The 26,292-nt window shown below is 55.9% G+C and carries 23 protein-coding genes; 7 read left to right on the top strand and 16 right to left on the bottom strand.

Going from position 1 to position 26,292, the window contains the following annotated elements; genetic code table 11:
• Positions 1-10 precede the first annotated feature (10 nt).
• From ACAM27_RS16980 to ACAM27_RS17005, 6 genes are all read left to right on the top strand, one after another.
• Entirely contained in the window at positions 11-1,429 is a 1,419-nt protein-coding gene (locus ACAM27_RS16980; RefSeq protein ID WP_041654558.1) for a mannose-1-phosphate guanylyltransferase/mannose-6-phosphate isomerase, read from the top strand.
• On the top strand, positions 1,426-2,334 hold the full coding sequence (locus ACAM27_RS16985; RefSeq protein ID WP_014420542.1) for a lysophospholipid acyltransferase family protein: 909 nt from the start codon (positions 1,426-1,428) through the stop codon (positions 2,332-2,334). The genes ACAM27_RS16980 and ACAM27_RS16985 overlap by 4 nt, the downstream gene beginning before the upstream one ends.
• A gap of 108 nt (positions 2,335-2,442) precedes the next feature.
• On the top strand, positions 2,443-3,417 hold the full coding sequence (locus ACAM27_RS16990) for a glycosyl transferase family 90 (RefSeq protein ID WP_014420541.1): 975 nt from the start codon (positions 2,443-2,445) through the stop codon (positions 3,415-3,417).
• Between the two features lie 81 nt (positions 3,418-3,498).
• Complete coding sequence (locus tag ACAM27_RS16995; protein WP_014420540.1) at positions 3,499-4,329, top strand: glycosyltransferase family 2 protein; 831 nt, start codon at positions 3,499-3,501, stop codon at positions 4,327-4,329.
• Positions 4,326-5,480 (top strand): glycosyltransferase, encoded by a 1,155-nt coding sequence (locus ACAM27_RS17000; protein ID WP_369612348.1) that lies wholly within the window; start codon positions 4,326-4,328, stop codon positions 5,478-5,480. Before ACAM27_RS16995 ends, ACAM27_RS17000 begins: the two co-directional genes overlap by 4 nt.
• A 9-nt stretch (positions 5,481-5,489) precedes the next feature.
• Positions 5,490-6,422, top strand: coding sequence for a sulfotransferase (locus tag ACAM27_RS17005; RefSeq protein WP_206855009.1), 933 nt, complete (start codon positions 5,490-5,492; stop codon positions 6,420-6,422).
• Here the strand turns inward: ACAM27_RS17005 and ACAM27_RS17010 are convergent.
• The 13 genes from ACAM27_RS17010 to ACAM27_RS17070 form a co-directional block, all read right to left on the bottom strand.
• A complete protein-coding gene (locus ACAM27_RS17010) occupies positions 6,401-7,183 on the bottom strand; it encodes an NTP transferase domain-containing protein (protein ID WP_041654557.1) in 783 nt (260 codons plus the stop codon). The genes ACAM27_RS17005 and ACAM27_RS17010 overlap by 22 nt on opposite strands.
• Complete coding sequence (locus ACAM27_RS17015; protein ID WP_369612349.1) at positions 7,171-7,818, bottom strand: gamma-glutamyl-gamma-aminobutyrate hydrolase family protein; 648 nt, start codon at positions 7,816-7,818, stop codon at positions 7,171-7,173. Before ACAM27_RS17015 ends, ACAM27_RS17010 begins: the two co-directional genes overlap by 13 nt.
• Before the next feature lies 1 nt (position 7,819).
• Positions 7,820-10,900 (bottom strand): PEP-utilizing enzyme, encoded by a 3,081-nt coding sequence (locus tag ACAM27_RS17020; protein ID WP_369612350.1) that lies wholly within the window; start codon positions 10,898-10,900, stop codon positions 7,820-7,822.
• Positions 10,901-10,940: 40 nt separating this feature from the next.
• Entirely contained in the window at positions 10,941-11,591 is a 651-nt protein-coding gene (locus ACAM27_RS17025) for an HAD family hydrolase (RefSeq protein WP_369612351.1), read from the bottom strand.
• Positions 11,592-11,632: 41 nt separating this feature from the next.
• The gene (locus ACAM27_RS17030) at positions 11,633-12,229 is read right to left on the bottom strand and encodes a hypothetical protein (RefSeq protein WP_369612352.1); all 597 of its coding nucleotides are present in this window, start codon (positions 12,227-12,229) and stop codon (positions 11,633-11,635) included.
• A 31-nt stretch (positions 12,230-12,260) separates the two neighbouring features.
• The gene (locus ACAM27_RS17035) at positions 12,261-13,334 is read right to left on the bottom strand and encodes a glycosyltransferase (protein WP_222562844.1); all 1,074 of its coding nucleotides are present in this window, start codon (positions 13,332-13,334) and stop codon (positions 12,261-12,263) included.
• Between the two features lie 48 nt (positions 13,335-13,382).
• Entirely contained in the window at positions 13,383-14,150 is a 768-nt protein-coding gene (locus ACAM27_RS17040) for a lipopolysaccharide core heptose(II) kinase RfaY (protein ID WP_369612353.1), read from the bottom strand.
• Positions 14,150-15,412, bottom strand: a complete 1,263-nt coding sequence (locus tag ACAM27_RS17045; protein WP_369612354.1) for a hypothetical protein — start codon at positions 15,410-15,412, stop codon at positions 14,150-14,152. Before ACAM27_RS17045 ends, ACAM27_RS17040 begins: the two co-directional genes overlap by 1 nt.
• A 56-nt stretch (positions 15,413-15,468) precedes the next feature.
• Positions 15,469-16,158, bottom strand: a complete 690-nt coding sequence (locus ACAM27_RS17050; protein WP_183580448.1) for a cytidylyltransferase domain-containing protein — start codon at positions 16,156-16,158, stop codon at positions 15,469-15,471.
• A complete protein-coding gene (locus tag ACAM27_RS17055; protein ID WP_014420528.1) occupies positions 16,151-16,903 on the bottom strand; it encodes an HpcH/HpaI aldolase/citrate lyase family protein in 753 nt (250 codons plus the stop codon). Before ACAM27_RS17055 ends, ACAM27_RS17050 begins: the two co-directional genes overlap by 8 nt.
• Positions 16,904-16,924: 21 nt before the next feature.
• Complete coding sequence (locus tag ACAM27_RS17060) at positions 16,925-18,538, bottom strand: aldolase catalytic domain-containing protein (protein WP_183580441.1); 1,614 nt, start codon at positions 18,536-18,538, stop codon at positions 16,925-16,927.
• On the bottom strand, positions 18,535-19,821 hold the full coding sequence (locus ACAM27_RS17065; protein ID WP_222447308.1) for an O-antigen ligase: 1,287 nt from the start codon (positions 19,819-19,821) through the stop codon (positions 18,535-18,537). Before ACAM27_RS17065 ends, ACAM27_RS17060 begins: the two co-directional genes overlap by 4 nt.
• 61 nt (positions 19,822-19,882) lie before the next feature.
• On the bottom strand, positions 19,883-20,605 hold the full coding sequence (locus ACAM27_RS17070; protein ID WP_183580435.1) for a 3-deoxy-D-manno-octulosonic acid kinase: 723 nt from the start codon (positions 20,603-20,605) through the stop codon (positions 19,883-19,885).
• 139 nt (positions 20,606-20,744) lie between these two features.
• On the opposite strand from ACAM27_RS17070, the gene ACAM27_RS17075 reads away from it, so the two are divergent.
• Positions 20,745-21,806 (top strand): glycosyltransferase family 9 protein, encoded by a 1,062-nt coding sequence (locus ACAM27_RS17075; protein WP_369612355.1) that lies wholly within the window; start codon positions 20,745-20,747, stop codon positions 21,804-21,806.
• A gap of 41 nt (positions 21,807-21,847) precedes the next feature.
• Here ACAM27_RS17075 and ACAM27_RS17080 read toward each other — a convergent pair whose 3' ends face one another.
• The 3 genes from ACAM27_RS17080 to glnE all read right to left on the bottom strand — a co-directional run bounded on the left by ACAM27_RS17080 (position 21,848) and on the right by glnE (position 26,253).
• Entirely contained in the window at positions 21,848-22,255 is a 408-nt protein-coding gene (locus ACAM27_RS17080) for a DUF6165 family protein (protein ID WP_014420523.1), read from the bottom strand.
• Between the two features lie 91 nt (positions 22,256-22,346).
• Positions 22,347-23,273, bottom strand: a complete 927-nt coding sequence (locus ACAM27_RS17085; RefSeq protein WP_041654552.1) for a branched-chain amino acid transaminase — start codon at positions 23,271-23,273, stop codon at positions 22,347-22,349.
• Positions 23,274-23,352: 79 nt separating this feature from the next.
• A complete protein-coding gene (gene glnE, locus ACAM27_RS17090; protein WP_369612356.1) occupies positions 23,353-26,253 on the bottom strand; it encodes a bifunctional [glutamate--ammonia ligase]-adenylyl-L-tyrosine phosphorylase/[glutamate--ammonia-ligase] adenylyltransferase in 2,901 nt (966 codons plus the stop codon).
• Positions 26,254-26,292 lie beyond the last annotated feature (39 nt).

The following is a 26,292-nucleotide window of genomic DNA, read 5'->3' on the forward strand; positions in this document are numbered from 1 at the left end:
GAGTGTGCACATGATTCACCCCGTCATCATGGCCGGAGGCACCGGCTCACGCCTTTGGCCACTGTCCAGGCAACTGAATCCGAAACAGTTCCTGAAACTGACGGACGATCGACTGTCCATGCTGCAACTCACGGTCGCCCGACTTGAGGGCATGGAATCTGCTGACCCGCTGCTGATCTGCAACGAAGATCACCGGTTCCTGGCGGCAGAACAGATGCGCCAGTCCGGCTACAACGATGCCCGCATTATCCTGGAGCCCTGTGGCCGCAACACGGCGCCGGCCATCGCCCTTGCTGCCCTGCAACTGATCAGAAAAACCGATGAGAATCAGAACCCACTGATGCTGGTACTGGCGGCGGATCATCTGATCAAGGATATGGGCGCATTCCAGAACGGTATTCGAAAGGCTATCCCGCTGGCCGAGCAGGGCAAGCTGGTCACCTTCGGGATTGTACCCGGCCATGCCGAAACCGGTTACGGCTATATTCAACAGGGTTCCGGACTGGCAGACGGCAGCTTCGAAGTCAGCCGGTTCGTCGAGAAACCAGACCAGAAGACTGCGGAACAGTATCTCAGCTCCGGCGATTACCTGTGGAACAGCGGCATGTTTCTTTTTGGCGCTCGCACTTACCTTCAGGAACTTCAGAAACACCGCCCGGATATTCTCGCCATTTGCCAGGCTGCGCTGGATGACGCCAGTGAGGATCTGCATTTCACCCGCGTAAACGAAAGCGTCTTTGCTGAGTGCCCGGAAGACTCCATTGATTATGCCGTCATGGAAAAAACGGATAACGCTGCGGTAGTCGCACTGGATGCAGGCTGGAGCGATATTGGTTCCTGGTCAGCGCTTTGGGAAGTGAGCGACAAGGATGCCAACGGCAACTGTTTCTCGGGCGATGTCATTGCCCACAATACCGAGACCACCCTGGTTCGGGCCGATAGCCGACTGGTAGCCACCGTAGGTGTGAAGGACCTGGTGATCATCGAAACAAAAGATGCCCTGCTGGTCGCTCACAAAGATCAGGTTCAGGACGTCAAGAAAGTGGTGGAAGCGATCAAGAATGATGGTCGCCACGAACATATGAATCACCGGGAGGTATACCGCCCCTGGGGGGTATACGATTCCATTGATAACGGTACCCGTTATCAGGTCAAGCGAATCACGGTTAAACCCGGCGCCAAGCTATCGGTTCAGATGCATCACCACAGGGCTGAACACTGGATCGTGGTCAGTGGCACCGCCAAAGTTACCAATGGCGAGAAAACCTATCTGGTCACGGAAAACCAGTCCACTTACATCCCGGTTGGCCAGATCCATTCTCTGGAGAATCCCGGCGTCATCGATCTTGAGCTGATTGAGGTTCAATCCGGCTCCTATCTCGGTGAAGACGACATTGTTCGTTACGAGGATCGTTACGGTCGGTCATGAGCAAGCTCAAGTATTTTCTGATTGCCGGCTTGTTGCGTATCGCCGGCCTGCTGCCTCTGAAACTTGCCCAGGCCATTGGCAGGTTCGTCGGTTTGCTGGCCTGGCGCCTGAACGGTCGCTCGCGAAAAACCACCGACGTAAACCTCAGGATCTGCCTGCCGGAACTATCGGCGGAGGAACAGCAAAGACTGTCGAAGGAATCCATGGCCCATACCGGCATGACGGCGATGGAGATTCCTTTGATGTGGGAATGGCCGGTCGACAAGTGCTTCAAACTTATCAAGGAAACCCGAGGGTTGGAGCTGGTTGATCAGGCGTTGGCCTCCGGCAAGGGACTGATCCTGCTCGCCCCCCACCTCGGCAACTGGGAACTGACCGGACTGTTTTTTTCGTCTCGCTACAAGATGGCTGCCCTCTACAGCCCTCCCCATATCAAGGAATTCGAGGACTACATGATCCGCGTACGTGGTCGTCTGGGTTCCGAACTGGTGCGCGGTGACCGTAAGGGACTGCTCCGGCTAATGGGCATTCTGAAAGAAGGCGGGGTGGCCGGCATACTTCCGGATCAGTCGCCACGAGGCAAAACCAACGCCTATGCTCCCTTCTTCGGGATGGAAGTGCGCACCATGACGCTGGTGAATCGCCTGATTCAGAAAACCGGAGCCAACGTTCTGGTCACTTTTGCTGAACGCCTGCCGGATGGCAATGGATTCCGCCTGATCGTTGAGGAGGCAGTTCCGGGCAATGGCGACTCAGATCCCGTGGTCGCCGCAACCGCGCTGAACCAATCGGTCGAGAAAGTCATTCGAATGGCACCCGCTCAGTATCAATGGGAGTACAAGCGCCTGCGACATCGCCCGCCCGGCAACCCCAACCCCTATTACCCTCATAAAATCTGTCGTTAGCGCCAGCCCCAACGTCATCGAATTGCCACAGAATCGTCACCCGGATGACATGGGGCTTGATTACAACTTATTGCCATACATTTCTCGTCCGGTATTCAGGAAGGTTGTATGGCAAAGCAGAACGCCCGCCCCAATCGGTTGCACAAAGCCGGCTTCTATGCCGCCAACGCGTTGTCCGGCGTTCTACCCTGGGCGTGGTGGTCACAGCAACGTGACCGCCTTATGTCTGAGCTGGAGAGCCTGACACCAAGCACTCGGGCGGACATCATGGCCCGGGTTCGTTACTACAACCGTTTACACCAAACCTTCGCACCGGCGCCCGATGCCGAGCCCATCCGCTCGTTTTCACCGCGCAATAAAAGCAGTGCCTATTACTTTGATCTTCGTAACGTGATCCGTTACTTTCCACGAGACGCCAGGGTTGCCTATCAGTTAGGCGATGTTACCCGCATACCCGAGCACCCCCGTTTCGTGAAGAGCCGGCCGATCACCGCTGGCGACACCAACGCGCACTCCGTGCTCCTGAAACTCAATACTGTTCGCCACTACGTCAAGGTCGAAGATAAGCTCACCTTCGAAGATAAACACCCTACGGCTGTCTGGCGGGGAAAATCCAATCACCCGGAACGCATTGCTTTCGCCCGAAAATGGGCCGACAGCCAACTTTGCGATATCGGATGTGTGCGCCACAAAGAGCCCGCATTGCAGGCCTATCACAAGCCTTTCATGACCATCCCGGAGCAACTCGAGCATCAGTTCATCGTTAGCGTGGAAGGCATCGACGTTGCCACTAACCTGAAATGGATCATGGCATCGAACTCGCTTTGCCTGATGCGGCAGCCGAGATTTGAAACCTGGTTTATGGAAGGCACCCTGCAGCCAGACATCCACTACGTCCAGCTCAAGGATGATTTTTCCGATCTTGAGCAGAAGGTCACCTACTACCGTGAGCACCCTTCGGAAGCAAAACGCATTATCACAAACGCCCGACAACATGCGGCGAGGTTCAGTAATCACAACCATGAGCGACTGATCTCGCTTCTGGTTATCGATCGCTATCTGAGGTTGTCCGGGCAGATCTGAAAAACCCCTGACAGGCATCCAGGCCGGAGCAAGTGTATACTAGGGCCCGTTTCAATCTGACGGCTCGGGCACTGGTATCTTATGTCTCCAAATTCCATTGGTGTGGTGATTACCACCTACAACTCCCCCCTCTGGCTTAGCAAAGTGCTCACTGGCTATGAATGCCAGAGCTTCAAGTCATTCCGTGTCATAATTGCGGACGATGGTTCGGCCGATGAGACAAAAGAACTGATTGATACCTTCAAAGCCCGCGGCATTCTCACGATCGATCACGTATGGCACGAAGACGACGGGTTCCGAAAGTGTCAGATTCTCAACAAAGCCATCCGTGAAACTGAGTGCGACTACCTGATCTTTACCGACGGCGACTGCATTCCCGAACCGGATTTCATTCAGACCCATCACGATCTGGCCCGGCCCGGTTACTTTCTTTCCGGCGGTTACATCAAGCTGACCATGCCGGTATCCGAGGCCATCACCGACAATGACATTCGCTCCGGTGAAATCTTCAAGCCCCAGTGGCTGGTTGCCCACGGCCAACCCAAAAACCACAAACTCTGGAAACTTTCCTCTTCCCGAGGATTCCGTCGTTTTATGAACCGGATTACCCCGGCAGCCGCAAGCTGGAATGGCATGAACAGCTCCACCTGGACCAAAGATCTGATTGCGGTGAACGGTTTCAACGAAGACATGCAGTATGGTGGCCTGGACCGCGAGCTGGGAGAGCGTCTGTGGAACTATGGCCACAAATCCATGCAGATTCGATACAGCACGGTGTGCCTGCATCTGGATCATGCCCGGGGCTATTCAAAACCCGAGATCTGGGCCAGGAACCGGGCCATCCGGAAAGCCGTGAAGGATAACAAGACCTTCTGGGCCGAAAATGGTATCAAGAAGAAGCAAACCGCATGAGAACACTGGTTGTTATCCACAGCCTGAAAATGGGCGGTATGGAGCGCGTCGCGGTCAATCTGGCCGATGCCTTTGCTGAGGAAGGCCATGAAAGCCATCTGCTTTCTTGCCGGAATCACCCCAATGACCTGGCGCCTGCCAATCCGGGCGTGAAACTGCATTACTTTGATCAGTTTCAAGCCTTGATGAAGTCGATTATTGGCATTCCGGTATTTCTGTTATCCCGGCTGTTGCTTGGCGTCCTGCTCCCACGCTCCCACTTCATGTGGGTTGGCTGGCTCAGTGGCTGGCTGCTCAAACGCCACATCCACTCCCTGGAAAAGCAGCACGGCCGGTTCGACCGAATCATTTTCCGTGGACTGGGCACCTTCAAATATTTCTGGTCGTTTCGGGATGAGCGTTGTGTCTACGTTCTTGAAAACGTCATTCATTACGACCGGCCACTCTGGCAGAAAAAGCTGGAGTGGAAGCTGGTGTTCCACCGCCGCCACCTGGCCTGCGTGTCTTCCGGCGTCATGGACTCGGCCCTTGAGGCCTTCGAAAAGGGCAGCATTCAGCCTGCCAGCCTTCGGGTAATCACCAACCCTTGTCCGATCAGACAGATCGAGACACTGGCTGGCGAGGCCGATCCAGATATTCCCACCGCACCCTACATTCTGAATGTGGCGCGCCTGGTGCCCCAGAAGGGCCATGCGCTGCTATTGGAAGCCTATGCCCGGTCAGGAATCAGCCACAAACTTGTGATTGTCGGAGAAGGACCTCTGCGCAGCGAGCTTGAAGCCAAGGCCAGAGAACTTGGCATCCACGACCGAGTGTTATTTGCAGGCAAGCGTAAGAATCCCTATCCCTGGATGAAAAACGCCGACCTCTTTGTGCTCGCTTCTGAATACGAAGGCCTGGGAATTGTGCTGACCGAAGCCCTGGCCTGTGGCACACCGATTATGGCGGTCGAAAGCCGCGGTGGCGTTCGCGACGTATTCCGGGGAGATCTCGAAGCCTACCTGACGCCGAGAACGGCAGAGGGACTGGCCGGAGGACTATCCGCAATTACGCAGGAGTTGCCGATTACCGTAAAGCCTGAATGGCTGGCACCGTTTCGCAGTGAGGTGGTCGTGGCTGCCTTTCTTGACGCCCCCGATTCCCGACGATGAAGAATACCCATGGCTGAACACACCACCCCGCTCAATATTATGGTAGCCGGCATTTACTGGTCCGGTTCAGGAGCTGTAGTCGATTATCTCAAGGGCCACCCGGATTGCTTCGTTCCGCGTGGAGAATTCACGGACTTCAAGCGCAGCGGCCGTATTGGCTCGATGCTGGAGGCAGCAACTGCTCAGCGTGCAAAATGGTTGGCCAGAGGCATGTGGCTGGAAACCCGTCTTGGAAAACTCCCAGCCGCCCAGTTGAAAGCAGCAAAAGGCAAAGCGCAGGCATCCATGCCTTTGAAAGAACAAGTCGGGCATCACCGGTTAAAACTTGAGTATCTTGGCAAATACCGACGTCACCTTGGCAACAACGGCAGCCACACCGATGCCACGATCTGGAACCAGTGGTTGCAAGCCGTGGGGCTTGCCCAAGCCGCTGGAAAGCCGGCGATTGTCTGGAATCAGCCGATCTGGGTAGGTAAACACGAGCATATCTGGCCAGCCGTCTTCCAGCCTTACAAACTGATTGTTGTTCATCGCGACCCGGTGGACCAGTTCGCGGAAGTGGTTCGGCAAGGAAAAATCGGAAAACGAAAGTCCGATCCCGCGTTCAACGACGATGAAAAAGACGATATTGCCTACGTACTCACGGGTATCCGGGCCAAAATAAAAAGCCTGAGAGCCTTGGCAGACCAACTTGGCCGCGAGCAGATATTGCTAATCAGTTTTGAACGTTTCGTAAAAGACCACGGCTCGGAAGCACAAAGGCTCTGCGACTTTCTCAGCCTGCCAGAATCACAAACGCCCTCAGCACCCTTTGACCCAAGCATATCAATCCTGAACATCGGCATTGGTCAGACCGAGGCTATCCAGACCATGCTCGCCCCCTATCAGAACCTGGTGGACGAGCTTTATCAACTACGACATCAACTGGACAGCTTGCAGTAAGAATCAAGGCGGCCATCCGCCGCCATTTCAGAATAGGCTTCCAGCTCCTCTGCTGTATCGACCTCCAGCCAGCCATTGGAAACAAGACAGGCTTTGACCGGCCAGCCTGTATCAATCAGGTGCTGAATAAAGCTGGTCATATACATGTTGTCGAAGTCTTTACCGTCGTATAAACGGGACCGGTCCAGTGCCAGAAAAGCATCCTTGAAAGCCTGGACGTGGTCTGCGCGAACCTTGATCAGCCCCATATACTGGGCCTCGACCTGATCGTAACTTTCCGGCTTTTTACCCAACTCGATGACAAGTCCCTTCTCGTTCATACGGAAAGTCTCAGCGTCATCAAGTGGCTCATCCATCCTCAACTGCCAGAGTCTGCGCCATTCACGATCAGCGGCAAGACACACAGGCGCCTCGCAATCCAGTAGCGATTGAAAAACGCCTGGCTCGTAGATAATGTCACCGTAACTGATGACCAGATCCTCACCGGGTACCATCTGGTCTTGAGCGCAGAACAACGTGCGAACCATGTTGGTTGAGGCATACTCCGGGTTAATCACGAGACCAGCCCCGAGCGTATCCAGATCGCCGGATCGGTAACCTCCAATGACCGTGATGCCATCCGTAATGCCACATTGCCTCATCGCAGCCATCTGACGGTGCAGCAGCGGAACACCAGCAAGAGCAACCATGCATTTAGGGCGGTCTTCCGTATAAGGCCGCAGCCGGGTTCCCTGGCCTGCAGCCAGTATCAGTGTTCGCATGCTTCACCTCGGAGAATATGATTAAACAAACGGCTGTCAGCGTCGCTGAATGTCGACTCGCGCTCTGGGTGCCACATGATACCCGCCCAGGCCAGTCGATTATGCAGAAAGGCCTCAACATGCCCCTCGGGGCTATAACACTGAGGCGTCAGGGCTCCAGCCAGGCCATTGCTGGCAATCCCCCAGCCATGGTAACTGTTCACTTCCGTGCACTGCTGAAAACAGACCTTTGCCTCTGAGCAGGATACCAGAGGATGCCGAACGGCCACATGGCCCTCCACAGGCACCAGATCGCCGCCCAGCCAGACATTCATTATCTGCAAGCCTCGGCACACACCGATAACCGGCACTTCATTCTCGTGAGCCCATGACAGCAACTCCACCTCCAGTTGATCACGTTCTGGCGCGGTGTTCACGGCACCAGGCAGATGCGTCAGATCGTTCCCTCCAGACAGTATCAAGCCTTCGATTCCTGCAGCCCGGACCCAACGTTGAACATCGTCAAGCCGATTGGGAATCGGTATGGGCGTATAGCCCAGCGCTTCCATAAACAGGAACCATTGCTGATCCAGGCAATCCCGGCGCTCGCCATAAGAGGCGACCACCTCTACCCTCTGAGTGATGCCGATTCTCATGTTATCGAATCACCTCGATACGCTTGTTGACAGGGTCCAACTCCAGAACGTCAGCCTTGGCGAGCGCCGCGTATTTACCCTCCCCTACACCAATGGCAGCTGGCAGACCAAACTCCGCCGCACGAATGGCCATATGGGAGTTTGCACCGCCGTACATCGTAATCAGTCCTGCAATCCCGTGGCCGAACAACCAGTCATAGCCCGGATCCGCCTGAGGGATGAGCGCTACCTTGCCTTCCAGGATTGCTCCCTTCTCATTGGAAACGTTACGGAGATCGACGCACTCGGCGACCACCCGCTGCTTTCCGACGAAATTGGCGTGGCTCTCAGAATAGACAAAAGAATAAAAGTCAGCCTCCGAGAACAACAACGGCGGCAATTCAATCATTGCCGCAGCTCGGGCTGCTTGCTCGCCTTCTTCCGCTCGCAAAGTCAGCCAGCTGCCTCTGTCGGCCCCTCCAACCTGCCCGGCGCGCAGCGTTGCGAACGCCTCCAGCGGAATCCCGGCAGCCTGCTCTCTGCCAAGGCCATACTCCGCACCAACACGGGCAAGACACTCAATCGCCAGTGACAAATGGCGCGTAAACACAAATTTAGCCCGTTCACGGCCTTCGATGGCACCCCGCAAAAAACGCTCAAGAACATCAACATCCGACGGCAGCCCAACCGATGCCATCGCGCTCGCAAAAGCGGCCCTCTCCTCATTCCAGGCACCCATAGGTGACTCGTCGCCATGTCCGAGCTCCGCCAATTCCGCACGCGCCACGGCAGGCGCCAGATATTGCTCCGGGTTCTCCCCGTAACAGGCAGAAGTGATGTCATAGGTTCCCGGCCGAAGATGCCCGTACCGAGACACTAACTCTGCAAAAGGCATTCGCTTCTGCGCAACACTGGCCACATCGTCGGTAAACTGGTGCGACACCGTGCGGATCGAATTCATGAATTCGTCTACGGCGGCCTGGGATAACACGCCATTACGAACAGCGGACCTCAGCAACGTCACCGCCACAAAGCCACTCCTCGCAAGATGGGCAAATACCAAAGTTCCATAACGTCGGCACTCCTCGAGAAGTGCAAACACAAGATCAAGGCTGGGCTTCGGCTGACAATCAAAACGGTCGAATCTGGCCTCGGCCTCCGCAACCAGACGTAAATCTCCATCGGTGCGGGCAACGGCACCGGCCGTTATGGCTCGAAGGCCTTCAGCCAGTTGCTCAATCTCCTGCGGCTGGAATTCCCCCTCAACGGCAAGGCGCTCACGCCAACGCTCAAAGTCCAGCGCATAACAGGTAGGCACCACATCAAATTCCACCTTGTCGTGCAGGTGCGGATGCTGCCTCAACCAACCCAGATAGAAATCGACGAGCCGTTCCGCCAGGCCATCGGGCACGGTAGCGGGGATAAATGAGTTGAAGCTGGCACGCACGTCAACGTAGGGGTGGCCTGCAAACATCTGTAACAACGGTTGCGGTCTGACGTCCCGGTATCCGTATTCCGCCCTTTGAGTCGCCCAGACATCATCAAGAATCAGATATCGGTAAAGACTGGACGCCAGACGCCCCGGCCGGGTACCAATGATTTCCGCCGGATTCCAGTCGGGCATGACGCCAAAAACACCGTTTCGACCCAGCACGAAAGGCCCCGGACACTGCAGCTCGCGGAAACGCGCCACGGCTGCTTTCAGGTAACCATCCTGGAAGTCATCCGGATTCAGTTCATGCTGGACAGCAATCGGACGGACCTGAAGGATGTGAATACTTCCACCCTCCGTGATCGCAAATTCGATATCAAGAGAGTCAAAATCCAGAAGATCTTCCACTTCCCGCAACGCCGGGAGCAATCCCGCCAGGTTATCGGGTATGCAAAGCCCGTCTTCGGGCGCAGTCCGGCGGACAACCAGAGTTTTGTGCTCCCGACTCGAGCCACTGGTGATCGACTCCGTGCTGCGGGTGGTATCGTCATAGTTCACAACATAGTAGGGGGCGCCGGAGGAAAGCGTTTTGGTAAAGGCGACGCCACTGGCAATAACCCGCTCCAGCATCGGTTGGACCAGCACCTGATTCTCCGGATGACCATCCGGGTAGGACGCGATCACCTCCTCAACCGCAGAACGCAGTGCCTCCTCATTTGCCCGCTCCACATTCAGAATACTGGTGTACGCGCCGGCGTTGGACACTCCGAAGCCATCCTCAGACAGGGCACTGCTTCGTACCACCAAACGGGAATATGCCGCCAACTCCGTTTCGATGTCGGCCAGAACATCCGTCGAGCCCTCCAGCCAGTCCGCGACGGTGAAACTGACCTGATCCTCAATTCGACTGCGGGTGACAACGCCCTGTAATCGATACAACGTCTGGGCCTTGGTACCCAAAACGAACCGGCTCAGGTCATTGGCGTCATTCATCTCGGCCCATTCACCAGCCACATCCACAGCGGCAATAGGGAACCCTCGAATACGCAGGTACTCAAGCAACTGACTCAAACTACCGGATTTCAAAGACGTCGGTATGGCCGCAGCATCCGCCAGATAATCAGCCACACCACCCGATAACCGCACAAGACCAACAAACTCCGCGTCGGCCAGCTCTTCCGGGATATCTCGGCCGAGTCTTGTAACCATGCCGCCGTGAAGATTAACCTTTTCGCACCGGGCCATATCCTCCCGGGATCGGCCCTCGTAGCGGCTACGCCAACTGGAATCCACCAGTATCGCAATCTCTGTCTGCAAGGCTGCCAATGCATCGACGGCTGAATCACGGAACAGAATGTCCGCGTACGATACATAATGGGTATGCTGCGCATCCAGTGGCGCTTCCAGTAACGAGGCCGCTGCGCCCGTGGTTTCCCAATGGGGATTCAATGAGTAGTGCAGGTCCGGATAACGCTCAACCACCGCCTCCAGTTGGTAGCCACCCACGAAATTCGTCTGAGGGTTCAGACCTCGCATCGCGTGAAGCAACCAGTCCAGAACCCGGCGGCGGCCAGTGGTTCCCCGAAGCACGCTGTGCTGTTCGCCTTTGAACGGCTTCCCCGCTCCGAGAATAATCAGACGCGTATTAGAGTGATTGTCGGTTTGTTTCACAGGCGATGACCAAAGCAAAAGTGGGAATACACCGAACCAGCTAGAACTGGTCCGCAATTGCGGCGATGGATCCAAGCGTCATGTCGGCGTCCCTGAAGTCAAAACTCGACTCGCTCCAGTCGCTGACGAAAATGAAATCCAGGCTCGCGCGCCTGGCCGCTTCGATATCGTACTGACTATCACCAACAAAAATGGCCGGCTCGCCAATAACACGCTCGACCTTGAGGCGGCTAAGTATCTCGTCCTTCGTATCCGGACTGCCATAGATACCTCCATCGAACAGATGGTCCAGCCCGCGCTGACTGAACACCGAGCGCAATTCCACCTGATCTCCACCGGAGACGATCAGCCAGTTTGAGTCCTTTGTCAGCTGTCGCAACCGATCAATTCCCGAGGCGACATCGCAGGATAATAATCCCTGCTTCACATACTCAGCGTAGGTCGACAACAGGTGGCTCAGCTCCGCTTCATCCACGGACTCACGACCCAGAATCCCGGTCATGAAATACTGGAACTTGATGTACCGGGAAATCCCCCCGTTTTTTACATGGTAGTCGACCAATTGCCGCGCATAATGAGCACCATAGGGTTCGGCCGCTCGAAAAAACGCATCCGTCTTGATGCGATTGGAGTCCAGAACCACGCCATCGCAGTCGAATACCCAGGTTTTGTAGCACTTCATGTTCATCATGTCTGAACTCGTCCTATTCATAGCTACAACAAGCCGTTCTGTTAGCTGTTGGACCGCAGTCTCTGCAACACCGGAATGGCTGAAATGTGCACACAGCCCAACTGAGCAGGGAAGGGACTATCGAGCAGCATGGCAATGGCAAACCGGTGACAACCAGCCCCCGAAAAGACCGGTTCCCCCCCCGGTCCCAGGTGCATCAGCACACCACCGACCTCGCGGAAGTTGTCAGGTTCCAACTGTGCTTGCGAGGCAAGATAGCCTTGCTGCCGAGACGCGTTCCAGATCTGCTCCAGAGTATCAAACCGCTGCATGACATCCTCACGGGTTCGACATTTATCGGTAACGCCAGTTGGTGAAACCCGAATCCGGCTCATCATGAAGTCAATGGCGCCGGCCTCTTCCCAGGTTTTTCCATCGCGCCAGTGTGCCCAGCAATAAGTAAGCTTGGGATGAGAATCAAAGGATTGCAGGAGATCCTCGGGCCAATCGCGGACGACCCGCCCCGACAACTGCCGCGAGCCCGTTCCCATTCGCCTGGCAAGATCAGCGGCCTCGATATACTGCGAGCACTGGCGGGGGTCTATCCACACCCGTTCCGCATACCTTGGTGCACCTGGCCCATAACGCAAACGATTCAAGGTATCGGTCCTGAGGGCCCGTATTCGATATTTAAGCGCCAAAGAACAACTCCCGGGTTTCTTTCAGCATGCGATCCATCCCGAACTCCTCAGCAATGTGGGTGCGCAACGCCTCTCTCTCGAAACTGAGCTCTCCGTCAAGGATTCGCCGGATGCCGTCCGCCATCGCGTCTACGTCATCAATGTTCACCAGAACACCATAACGTCCGTGATCCAACAACTCTTCACTACCGGGAACCCTCGTCGAAACAACCGGCACGCCTAGACTCATGGCCTCATTCAGAACGTTTGCCATTCCTTCATTGCGGGAGCAAAGAAGAAAAAGATCAATACTTCGAAAGTACGCGGGCATATCGGCCTGATAGCCCAGAAAATGAATGCGGCCGGATTCCGGGCGTGCCTCGATGGCGGATTTGATCTGGGCCTCAAACTCTCCCTCGCCAACGTGCACAACATGAACATGGTCAGGCAGGCGGGCCACCACTTCGGGCAAAAGGTCAAAACCCTTCTGCGGACTGAATCGACCGGCGCATCCGACAATGATGCTGTCTTCGGACAGGCCTAGCGTTTGCCTGATCGAAAGCTGCGTTCCCTCTATAGGCGGCAGATCAAAGCCATTGTAAACACGGCAGACCCGCTCGGGACTGAATAACCGCCGGTGCCGAAGCATGGCGTCCCGCAATGAGTTACTGTTCACCATCAAAATGGCGTTCATGATTCGAAAGATCATAAAGAATTTGACCGGACTTTTGACGCGACGGGCAATGCCCAGATAGAGGATGACGCGTTCAACACCCGCCAATTTCGACGAGAGGGTAACCAGCCACCAGTCTTTTTTCAGAGCTGAAAAGACGGCGTCTGGCCTGATTCGCTTCAGAATTCTCACGTAATTGGCAACTACAAAAAGGTTAAAATCCCCTCCCCTGGAGCCCACCTCTATAACCGTCACGTTTTCAAGGTCCTGAAAACGATCAGCAAAAAAACCTCTCAGTAACACGACGTAAACGGCCACTCCCTGCTCCCCCAGGAGCCGGGCCCGCAAGCGAACATTTTTCTCGATACCACCCCAGACTTTGGACGGGCAAAACATAACGGTTTTTTTCATTGATCCTGCCTTGGCTGAGATTCAGGGGGTCGCTGGCCGACCTTGGCCTTATTGCTGCTTCTTCCGGCGTATATCGCGCTTGGATTCCCGTATTGCAAAACTGAGGTTCTCCAGCCTGTGGGCGAGCCGTAACCAGAGGGACGCCCTCTCCTGGTCGGTCAGATGCACGGCGGCCTCCGGACAGCTCCTGATGAACCGATCCAGCTCTCTCGCTTTCTGAAGACTCGCAAAAAAGCGCGGTCGCTTGAGACGGAAATCAATAAACACAACCTGATCACCATCCATCAGAAAATTGGCAAGTTGAGCATCCGTTCTCAGGTAACCAGCTCGGTGAAGCCTTCTGAGGGCATCAAGAACCAGACCGGCGTCACCGGCCTCTGCCGGCCGACCGTCAACAAACCGATAACAGAGGAAAGCATCGACCACCACACCCGACTGACGCTTCTCACACGCCAGGACCGGATCGGGCGCTGCAAAGCCCATGGCTTTCATCTTCTCGAGCTGATGGAACGATCGGACCGCATCACTGCCGCGAAAAAAGGTAAGCATCCGCTCCCAACGTCGACCATTCCGGGCGCGAGGAACCTTGAGCATAAGCGCCCCGTCGGTATCCGTCTCAATCCGGGCACTCAAAGTCCGGCGATTGTCACGAAACACCCGGGTGAAAGTCATTTCACCCTGTTCAATGACTGACAGCAGAGCAAGACTCTCGGCCTCCCCGAGGTAAGACACCAGTCGCCACGCCCCCTGACGAAAATGGTTTGCCGGAGCTACAGTATTCTCCGGCACGACCTTGCCTGCGCTTTCAGAGGCCATCAGATCAGCGCCTGCTTACGTGCACCATAAGCCTCCTGCAACTGCAACAGGTACTGTTCCAGCCCCATAGCCATTACGGCCTCAAACCGTTCATCTCCGGATATGTGCCCTACCGTCCACAAACGGTTCAGGATCAGGAACTGGACCACAGGGTCGTGCGTCTTGATAAAGGAGCGCGTGTAGTCGATCGGTTTCTCATCCGGCGCTTTGTAGCCTGCGAATCGCCCCGATGACAGCATCATGTCGGTATTGAATACCTTGAGCGACCCCGGTCCGAAACGCAGAAGGTCAAGAACCGCATTGGGCCCGGCGTTCAGATGTGTATCCGGCATCAGCCACTGCAACGACGCCAGTTGGCGAACGCTATTCAGCTCTTTTGGAAAAAACGAGCGGCCCTTGTGGTTGTTAAACACGGCCCAACGCAAAGAGGCGAGAACCCCGGTGTATGGCATCTGGGACAGCTGCTGAGCCTGTTTGTTGTTGTAGTAGCTGATATCGACCCTCTCACCCTGAGTGGCAGGATCTCTCCCGGTATCGCCCCCCCGATAACCAAACTTGATGACCAGGTCGTTGGCATCAATCTCTGAGCCATTCATGGCCTTGGTTGCCACCGGCCCTACCAGGGCCAGATTTCTGCCTTGGAGCTCCTTTCGGAACTCCGCATCCACCGTCGTGTCATCCAACTTGCGATGATGCCCCCCTGGCGTCGGATGTGCACTGAACAACTGCAGCAGCCAACGGCCCTGATCGTAGCGCGACTGATCCAGTCCTCTTGACTTCATTCGCTCAAGCAAGTCGTTTGCGCGCTGGTAGTTTCCCGTTTCGATCGCTGCATAGCACCCCGCGGTGAGCTCGTTTAGTGAGGCTCTGGCCTGCTGGGACCGAACCAGCATTGCCGCAATCGCTTTATCCCGAAACCGGTTCGCTGGCAAAAAAAGACCGATACCCAGCCCGAGGCGATACAGGTCGAGCCAGGCCATGGCATTGATCGTGGTGGCGGGCAAGTCGGCTATTGCGCGCTCGACACCAGTGATCGCTTGCTCCGAAAGTGCGGTGCAGCGTAACGCTCCAACCTCCGTCAGCCGTTGCCACACAGCGAGGAGTTCTCCGGGAGGCGCCTTATAGCCGAAGCGTTTGAAGGCATGGGATAACGATTGGTCGTTGGCCTCTTCAGCGTGCTGAGCCTGCTGGTACGCTTGCTTCAGAATGCCATAGCGCCACCAACGATCTTTACGACGTCTGAAATCAGAAAAAAAAGCCATCACACCCATGACACTCAATATCGGAAGGGAAACCAGAGCAAGTCCGGGCAATCGTGTTACTCATCACGATAGAAGGCCTTCATGGCAAGGGCCATCTCGTAGTCCTCAAACTCATCAATATCCACCCCTGCCATCTTACCAACCTGATGCATGTAAGGGTTCGGACCCAGGAAATACCCCTCTGCCAGGGTCTGTTCCCGGCTTCTCATGTACAGGCCATTGGTCACACGATAGATATCCGGCAAGTCCTGACTGATCGTATGATTCTTGTCAGCCTGATAATTCAGTGGGCCGTTCTTGTCCCAGAAATACTCCTTCAAAAGATTGACCGAGACCAGACTGTCATGGCTCTGCTTGTCGACAACGTGCTCAAGGTACAGCTCGAATCCCGAACGGTATTCGGCAGGCGACATCAATGGCACAACAACAGTAACCCAGGCAAAGTGATCGGTGGGTATGTCCTGAACAACCCCGGTAATGACTTCGCTGAATGACGCCTGGTGTCCGACGCTGAGGTAATCGTTGCGGGGCAGAAACTCGACACCATGAGCCCGGGCCACCTCTTTCACTCGTTCAGAGTTCGAACTCAGGAAGATACGATCCGCCCGTTGCACTTTTTTCAGCTGGCAGATCTTCCAGTCGAGCAGCGTCGTGTTGTCTCCGAAGGGAAGGAAGATCTTTTCCCGAACCCGGCTACTGCCCTCGCGGACAGGGATAACCACTGAGATATCAGAAAAATCAGCCACAAATATCTCCTTTCATGCGCTGGCATGCTTCCGCAAACACATTAACGTCCACCGAGTGAGCAATGTAGTTGAAGCCCGCAGCCATAAGATCTTTTGAGCGGGAAACCTGATCGCTGAAAGCCCCAAGCAAAACACCTTTGGCCGAAGCTTTCGCCGCAATTTCCTCAATCAGAGCCAGTACCTCCGGCGCGTCCACCTGGCCCGGCAAGCCGACAGACTGTGACAGATCATAGGGGCCCACAAACAGCACATCAAAACCGCCGACATCGAGAATGGCATCCATATTCCGGACGCCTTCAGTGCCCTCAACCTGAAGCACCAGTGTCTGAGTATTCGAGTCGGAGAAATAGCGGTCTTTCTCCATCGTTCCGTAGTTTGCTGCCCGGACAAACCGGCACACTCCCCGCTGCCCCATTGGGTGGAATCTTGCAGCTGCAACTGCTTGCCGAGCCTGCTCCGCGGTATTGATATTGGGCACCTGGACACCATCGGCCCCGCTGTCCAAAGCACTGCCGATGGCATGACTGTCCACGCCCCGAACCCGAACAATGGAGGCAATTCGCCCGAGCCGGGCAGCCCGCACGTGATGGTGCAGTGTCTCCAGGCCGCAGGGCCCGTGTTCCTGATCCAGAATAATAAAATCCATTCCGCCAAGACCCGCGGCCTCAACGAAGGCACTGTCCGTGGTCTTGCTGAATAAACCCAGGCACGGGCCATTGTTCAGCTTACTGTTAAAGTCTGACATCGTTGTTTTTCTCCAGGAACTTCAACTCACAAGACCATAAATACTGATGGTCGGTACGCGGTATCGGGTCGGTGTTACGCTCCGTAGCGGGAGATGCTCCGGGTGCTGCAGATAGAGTTCAAGAAGCTTCTCCATCTCAGCATTTCTTGGATCATCTGCCGAAAACCCGTCAAAACCCGCAAGAGAAATGCGGCACGCGCCACCGCTGGTGGCAATCGCCAACACGTAAGCGACAACCAGTGAGTTAGGCAGTTGGGCGCTGCTTGCGTTGAACTCAAAAGTATCGCTGGACACCTTGAGCCCGAAGTCGAGGATCTCCTTTCCCTCCAAAGACTGCCTTACATCCTCGGGCAGCATTGAATAAGGGGTAATTAACGGCTGCGGAAGGCTACGATGAGCATCGCAGTCTGCCAACAACCTGACAGGATGGCACGCTGCCCGCGCATCGATCAAAGCGTCACTTACCCCACGCTGCGCGTTCAGAGCAAGCACAAACGGCTTGAACGTCTTGATATAGAGTTCAATGATATCTTTGTGCCGCTCAACCCCGGGCCCTGAGCCCAGAACCAGGACCTCTCGCCCCTTGAGGCTGGCCTCAGGACGCCAGCGTCCAGTCAGCTCACCACGGAAGAAGTGCCTCGCGGCCTCGAGGTTGGTAAAGCTGAACCGCTTGCCCCCTTCAACCTTCAGATGCTCAATGGCCGCAAGGATATCCTCTTCACTGTATCGCTGGTCGCTCAGCATTTCCTGAATGTAGGTTGGGTGTATACCGTACTGGCCTGCCAGAAAATAGTAGGGGTTACTCCCCCACTGGTGTTCACTCTTGAGAGGATCAAAGTAATTTCGGATAACTGAAAGCAGTGGCGTGATATTAAATTCACGACTACCATCGCCAGACAGCGCCAGAGCGAGATACTCTGTTCTAGTGTTACCCGGCCCCCGCCCCATGCCGGTCACGGTCGCGTCCAGCCAGGTCACGCCCTCCTCCAGTGCTGCCATGGTGTTGGCCAGAGCGTTACCCATATTGTCGTGGGTGTGGATTCCCATGGCACCGGTCCAGTTTTCCCGAAAGAGCGCCACCAGACGACGTGTATCAGCCGGGTTCATGCTCCCCATGGAATCGGCGAAGTACAGAACGTCCAGAGGATAACTCGAGGCCAGTCTGCTAAGCCGGCGGATCTCATCGGCCTCACGGTCCGCCACTTGCATCAGATTGAAGCCGACCTGATAACCACGATCTTTAAGCCATACGGACGCCTCAAGCGCGGGCTCAAACTCATGGACATGGCAGGCAATCCGTACGAGGGACACCGGAGAACCGTCAGCCGGGACAAAAAGACTCTCGAGCCGGCTCGACAGAGAGCCTTCACCACTGACTAACTCGGATGCATTCACCATAACACCAAGCTTGAGACTCTCCGGAACGCTAAGCGTCCGGATAAACTGATCCGTGGTATAGGCACAGCCGCCCTTGAAGCCCTCATTTTTCAGGGAGCGCAACCCGAGTTCAACGTATCCGACAGGAAGTGCAGCCATGGCTTCCAGATAGTCGTTGATGAGATCAACCGGAAAGTCCCAGCTGTTGTAATAGCCTCCATCCCGGAGTGTGCAGTCCAATAGGATCGGGGTACTCAAACTAGCCTCCTGGAGGAAACAAGGGCTGATGACTGTCCATCAGCATCTTCAGCCTCCGACTGACGAATGATGGCCCACAAAAACAGGGGCAGGATAACGTACATCATAACCCCGAGATTCCGGCTGAACATACCCTGCGTCAGGCAGAAAACCACGAAGGATAAGGTAAAAGCGACGCCGGCGAAGGCACAGGCCTTGATCGTCGGTTCTGTTGACGACAGGTAGCGCCAGAACAGCATCACGGGAACAACAAACACCAGAAGCAGTGCCGCCAACGCCAACAGCCCGCCTTTGGCAGCATGATCTACGAACTGGTTATGCAGGTGCCGGAAGGTGAGCAACCCACCATCGATTTTCCCGTCTGCAACCAGGGACTGAAGCTCCGAATGAAACTGACTTTCACCGACACCCGTCACAGGATGGGCAGAGAACATCAAGGCTCCGGCTTTCCACATTTCCAGCCTCAGCCCGACGGAGGTACCCACTCGGTGTTCCGTGAAGTACGAGCGCGCTTCGGACATGGCCACATCGACACGGTCGCTCACGATCTTCATGTTTCCTGCCACAACCCCAAGCGTTGCGATGATCACAAGCGCCAATGCCAGCAGCCTGGGTCGACGGATCAATACACCTCGATAGGCCCAGAGGCCCACAAGCGCAATAACGGGCAAGGCCAACCAGCCACCACGGGTGCCCGACAACAGCAATGCGGCGACACCTCCCACCGAGCCAAGGCCATAAAACAACAGCAGCGACCGGCGGCGACCGGGCTTTGGCAACTCCGCGAACAGTCCAGTGAGAGACACCAGGGCGAGGATCAGCGCTCCATTTCCGAAGTAAATCGCGTTGTCAAAACTGGACACTCTGGCCACACCAGACACGAACACCTCATAAACAGCAAAAACACCGGAGGCAATGGCCCCGATTGCAGCCCCCGCAAATACTGCACGCGCTGTAACAGGAACACGGAGCAGCATCGTCAGAATGATTGCGGCAGCAACAAAGCGGCTGGGACGATCAAAGCTGGACATGTTGTCCTGATGCCAGAGAGTCAGCACCACGTACACCATGCCATAGAGCAAAAAAGCTAACGCGAAAACCCGATCCCGGCGGTTCATGACCATAGCAATCTCGCGAGTTCGCCAGCAACCGAGAGCAGCCAGAAGCAGAAACGCCGGTGCGTAGCCGTAGACGGCAGGAACAATCGCCAGAGTCGCCAGATAGAAAAAAATGGCAACCGCAATGGAGGAGGAAAGAATGGAGTGGTTTGAGGCTATGAACAATTTCGTTATCCGGGAATAAAAGAGAGAGTGGGCCTTAAGATCGAAAAACGTAACGGCCTTGTCACGATATGTCGCTATGATAACCCGAGAGTAATTGCTTCCATAGGCGCTCTACGTCAAGATCAGCGCGGAGGCCGAGTCTTTTGTCGACCGATCGCTTCAGGCGCTGAAGGTTATTCGCCTGCCACTGCCGGGAACTTGAAGGATCCCGCCGCCTGCAGCGATCGAAATCGATCAGATAGGTCCTATCGTTGGCGACCAGAATGTTGTCGCAATTCAGATCGACATGATCCAGCCCCCAGTCATGGAAGCGGCGAATCATCTGCCCCGTCTGAATCCAGAGCTTTTCACTATTCACCCGAGTGCTGATTGGCAGGTTCACAGCCTCTGGAATACGCTCAACAATAATCGCCGCGCGATAGAAGCACAGCGAACGACGCCAGACCGCTGCAGCAATCACGTTCGGCACGGGAAGCCCGGCCAGTATAAGCTCCCGGGTCAAGCGGAACTCACGAAATGAGCGCGCGTGCAGCAGACCGGTGTAGATGTAGGTTCTCTCCACAAACTTGCCGATCAGACCACCACGTCGATAATGCCGAAGCACAAACTCGTCGCCACCCGCATCCAGGAACCAGGCGCCGCCTCGGCCGCCTTCGTCTACCACCGCGGCATCAGCCCCCCAAAAGCAGGGCTGAAACCAGTCTGCAGTCACCCCCTCATACCCGGGAGAGATCAACAGACTCGCCTCTTTGGCGACAGATAGTTTTCCCTCGGAAAGGTGCAAGTGCAGACTTCCTCATATGAACGGGTCAGCGCCTGGCTCGAGACGCCAGGATACTAGTACGCTAGAATGGCCGACAGTTTACCAATCAGCCCCGAACACCTCTACATACCCTGGTTAAAGAATCGCAACGGACCGTAACGTGACGCGCCAAACACAGCTATCAAGCCCAGCCTCCATCTGCATCCTGCGCCTGTCGGCCATTGGCGATGTTACCCATGTCATCCCCGTGGTGTTGAGCCTTCAGGAACAACTCCCCAACGTAAAAGTCACCTGGGTAATCGGCAAAATCGAGGCAAAACTGATTGGCGACCTGCCCGGTGTCGAGTTCATCATTTTTGACAAGAAGGCCGGCCGAGCAGGCTACGCGGAGCTTCGCCGGAAAATGAAAGGCCGCAAATTTGACGCTCTGCTACACATGCAGGTCGCTTTCCGAGCAAACCTGGCGGCGGCCTGCATCCCGGCACAAGTCAAAATCGGCTACGACAAGGCCCGGAGTAAAGACCTCCACAGCCTGTTTATCAATCGGCGCATCGCGCCCGCACCGCATCAGCATGTCAGGGACTGTCTGGCAAGCTTTCTGGAACCACTGGGGCTCAAGGCCGCGCCTCCCCGCTGGGATATTCCCCTCTCTGACACTGATCACGAATTTGCTCATGGCCATCTGGCCAAGGACAGGAAGAACCTGGTCATCAGCCCCTGCGCCAGCCATACACTGCGTAACTGGCCCGCTGAACGCTATGCTCAGCTGGCCGATTACGCCATTGAAACTCATGGCATGAAGGTCATTCTGGTGGGCAGCCCCGCACCGTTCGAGAAAGAATATTGCGAGGCTATCGAAAGCGCCATGAAACACCCGGTTCACAATATCTGTGGCCAGGACACCCTGAAACAGCTGACTGCTCTGATGAGCCATGCCGACCTGGTTGTGGCCCCCGACACGGGCCCGGCGCACATTGCCAGCGCCGTCGGAACTGATGTACTCGGACTGTTCGCTGCCAGCAATCCTAACCGCTCAGGGCCATACAGTTCGCTGAAATGGTGTGTAAACCGCTATCCGGAAGCCCTGAAGCAATTCACGGGAAAAACCGTTGAAGAGGCCCGCTGGGGAGCCAAGGCAGAATTTGAAGGGGCGATGGAACTGGTATCGGTGGACGATGTAACGACCATGCTCGACCGATGGGTCGCGGAGCATTCAGGGTAGCCGCACCCGCCCCTCAGGGGCGGATGCATTCGGAAATGGGATTATTTCCGTGCGGTATAGTCCTGATAAGACTTCTCTTCCACAAAACGTGACCCCAGAGCCAGGTTCACTTCTTTTTTAATGGCCGCACGCTTGTCATTCGTGACATAAACAGCGCGTGCCAGCTCAATAAAGCGGGGACCAAAGTCCTGCTCCGCTTCCTGGTCACGGATGTCGTCCTCAATCACCCAGAGCTCCTCGTTAACCGCTTTGAGCTGCTTACGCAGATCGGCAATATCATCGGCTTTGTCGGCCACGGCTTCATCCCAGGTCTTGCTGAGCTCTTCCAGTTCAAGGCGAACATTTCTGACCTTTTCTTCGTCCTTGATGCGCTCGGATTTGATTTCGAGGATGGTGATCTTGTCCAGCACCTCACCAAAGGAAACGGGAACCTTGATTACGTCTGCCATTGTCTCGTCCTGCTTGCTCGTGGATTCCAAATAACAAGGCCGCCGGGGCCTGTTCAGCGCCGGCGGCCACTTCATACAGATACTGGCTGGATCAGCCTTTTACGTGGCTCAACCACTCTGAGTGCTTGTCCAGCTTCCCCTTCACCGCGTCAAAATACATGCTCTGCAGCTTTTCGGTAACGGGACCGCGCTTACCTTCACCGATCTGGCGACCATCCAGTTCGCGGATAGGCAGCACTTCGGCAGCCGTGCCAGTAAAGAACGCTTCCTCAGCAACGTACACCTCATCGCGGGTAATGCGGCGCTCTTTGACCTGCAGACCAAGGTCTCGGGCAAAGTCAATGATAGTGGCACGGGTGATACCTTCCAGGCAGGAAGTCAGCTCGGGGGTGTGCAATACACCATCACGCACGATAAAGATGTTCTCACCGGAACCTTCCGCCACGTAGCCCTCGTTATCCAGCAGCAGAGCTTCCTCGGCACCACCGGAGATGGCTTCATTCAGGGCCAGCATGGAATTGATGTAGTTACCGTTGGCCTTCGCCTTGCACATGGTGATGTTTACATGGTGGCGAGTGTAGGACGAGGTGCGCACCTTGATGCCCAGCTCCTTCGCTTCCGGAGACATGTAAGACGGCCAGCTCCAGGCCGCAACCATCACATGCACCTTCAGGTTGTCAGCACGCAGACCCATGCCCTCAGAGCCCAGAAATGCCATCGGGCGCAGATAAGCCTCATCGAGATTGTTTTCCCGCACCGCTGCTCGTTGGGCCTCGTTGATCTCGTCCTTTGAGAACGGCATCTTCATGTTCAGGATGTGCGCTGAACGGAACAGCCGATCGGTATGTTCTTTCAGGCGGAAAATCGCCGGGCCATTCGCGGTGTTGTAGGCACGCACACCTTCAAAGCAACCCAGGCCATAGTGCAGGGTGTGGGTGAGGACGTGGGTTTTGGCTTCCCGCCAGGGAACCATTTCACCATCCAGCCAGATAAGGCCATCGCGATCAGCCATCGACATTCTGTTCTGCTCCTGAGTAAGCGGTTTTCGGGGAACTGGCATTCTAGCAGCAAACGCCGCATGAAATAAATTTAGCTTGCTACTCAACCATGACTTTTTTCCACATACTTTGGATGTAGTCACGCTCTTCTGTGAAGGCTCCGCCCTCGACCTGGCTGTTGAGATTCTGCAAAGCTCTGCGGTGGATGGTGGAGCGCAGTGTGATGAACACCTCCCGCAGCCGCTCAGTGTCTTCTACTGGCAAAACGCCTGCGCGGCCTAATTCTTCCAGTTGGCGGATGTTATCACTCCACTGGGTCAGCTCCGGGTGTTCCGGGCACCAAGCCAGCATCAGGTACTGCACCATGAACTCGACATCTACGATGCCACCGTTGTCATGCTTGATGTGGAAAACGTCATTCTGCCGGGCTGCGGGTGTCCCGAGGTTGCTGCGCATTTTCTCACGCATATCGACCACCTCCTGCCGAAGCGACGCCTTGTCCCGTTGTCGGCACAGTATCTGGTGGCGAATATCCTCGAACGCTTTGAGCGTATCGTCGCAGCCTGCCACTCCCCTGGCGCGGGCCAGCGCCTGATGCTCCCAGGTCCAGGCATCCTCCTGCTGGTATTTCTCGAACGCCTGCAAGGTACTCACCAGCAAACCGGAGTTACCCGAGGGGCGCAATCGCATATCCACTTCGTAGAGCTGCCCGGAGGGTGTCTGGGTACTGAGAATGTGCACGATTCGCTGGCCGAGCCGGGTATAGAACACGGCGTTATCAATAGGCTTGTCGCCATCGGTGGCCAGTTGAGGATCAGCCTGGTGCACAAACACCAGATCCAGATCTGAGGTGTAGCCCAGCTCGATACCGCCGAGCTTGCCGTAACCGATGATGGCGAAATCGGTATCACAGGCGGAGCCATCGGCGCGCCGCGGGTAACCGTGCCGGCTGACCAGATTCGAGAACGCCACATCCACCACATGATCCAGCACCACCTCGGCAATCCAGGTCAGGTAATCACTCACTTTCATCAGCGGCAGCGTGCCCTTTAACTCTGAGGCCGCCACCCTCAACACATGGGCCTTCTTGAAGTAACGCAGAGCCTCCATCTGCTCTTCCAGATCTTCATACGGAATCCGCAGCATTTGCTGACGCAAATCATCCTGCAACTCTTCCTTGGCCGGCGGACTGTATAGGCTCTCCGCATTCAAAAGTTCGTCCAGGAGCAAGGGCGTATCCGCCAGCAGGCGCGCAATCCAGGGGCTTTCACTACACAGCCGCACCAACTGCGTCATGGCTCCGGGATTTTCCATCAACAGAACCATATAGGCGGTTCTGCGCAGAATGGCTTCAACCAGTTGCAGCACACGGTCCAGCGTTTCCGAAGGATTCTCTACATCCATCAGGGCGTTAATCAGGAGCGGCACAAACTGATTGAGCCGCTTACGCCCCTGGGTCTGCAGAGTCTGCACGGTGCGACTGTCGCGCAGGCTGGTCAGGCGCTTATAACTGCCATCCGGGTCCTCAAACCCGCTTTGCTCCAGCCAGCCCAGGGCACTGGCTTCATCCATTTCCGCCAGCCACAGCTCGTAGCAGCCATCGTCGACACCACCCTCATCGGCGTCATCCTGATCTTCCGTGGCGATGATATCCGCAAAATGACGAGCCACCCGGCTTCGATGTTCATCCAGCGCAAACAGGCAGTCTTCCCAGCTATCGAAGCCCATAATCCTCGCAACCCGAGCGCAGGAAAGCGCATCCTCAGGCAGAACCTGGGTCTGCTTGTCTTCCATACCCTGAAGGGCATGTTCTAGATTGCGAAGGAACACATAGGCGCCCCTCAGCTCACCGACCACCCGGGACGGAAGCAACTCCAGTTCCTCCAGCTCCTTCAAGATCTGTAGCAACTCACGCTGTTGCAGCTCCCGATCACGCCCGCCGCGGATTAACTGGAACGCCTGCACCACAAACTCAATTTCCCGAATGCCACCACTGCCAAGCTTGATATTGTTCTCCAGCCCCTTCCGGCGAACTTCCCGGCTGATCATTTCTTTCATGCTGCGAAGCGATTCAAAGGCGCTGAAATCAATGTATTTGCGGTAAACGAAGGGTTTGAGGCTAGCCATCAGCACCTCACCGGCGCGCTGGTCGCCCGCCACGACGCGGGCCTTGACCATGGCATAACGCTCCCAGTCGCGCCCCTGATCCTGGTAATAGGTTTCCAGGGCGGCGAAGCTCAGGGCGAGCGCACCACTCTGGCCATATGGCCTCAAGCGCATATCCACCCGAAACACGAAACCATCGGCGGTAATCTGGTCCAGCGCCTGAATCAGCCTTTGGCCAAGTCGGATAAAGAACTGCTGATTATCCAGAGCACGCCGGCCGCCATGGGTTTCGCCTTTTGAGGGAAACGCAAAAATCAGGTCGATATCGGAGGAAACGTTCAGCTCCCGGCCGCCGAGCTTGCCCATTCCAAGCACCACCATTTTCTGGGGTGCCTCTTGCCCGGTTACCGGATCATCGCCCATGGGAGTACCGAACTCTTCACAGGCTCGTTCGTAAAGCCAATTCAAGGCACCATCAATGGCGGTATCCGCAAAGGCACTGGTAGCGGTCATGGTTTCATGCAGATCGGCCCACTTCATGAGATCCCGCCAGATAATCCGGAACTGCACTTCCCGCCGGTACTGGCGAAGTGCCGCGTGCAACGCCGGTTCAGAGTCAACGTTCTGCAGGTAATCCCGCCAGCGATCAGCGAGCCACGCCTCGGTGGTTGGTTCGGTTAAAGGCCGGGCAACAACGGCGGGCTGAACCTGCTCCGGATGTCGTTCAAGGGTTTGCCGGAGAAACAGGCTACGGGAAATAGCCTCTGCCACATCGGCCTCGGAGACATGGTCACCGGCCAGCCAGCCCGGCAGCCCCTCCGGGAATACCGATGGCCAGCATCCGGAAATCTCCTCCTTGAGCACTCCCGGCAGTGAAGCCCATGGCTCAGACATAACGCAACCCTCTGTCTCTCTGATATATTTCAGGTACTG

It is taken from the genome of Marinobacter sp. RI1, assembly GCF_041155085.1.
GTDB classification, from domain to species: Bacteria; Pseudomonadota; Gammaproteobacteria; order Pseudomonadales; family Oleiphilaceae; genus Marinobacter; species Marinobacter nauticus.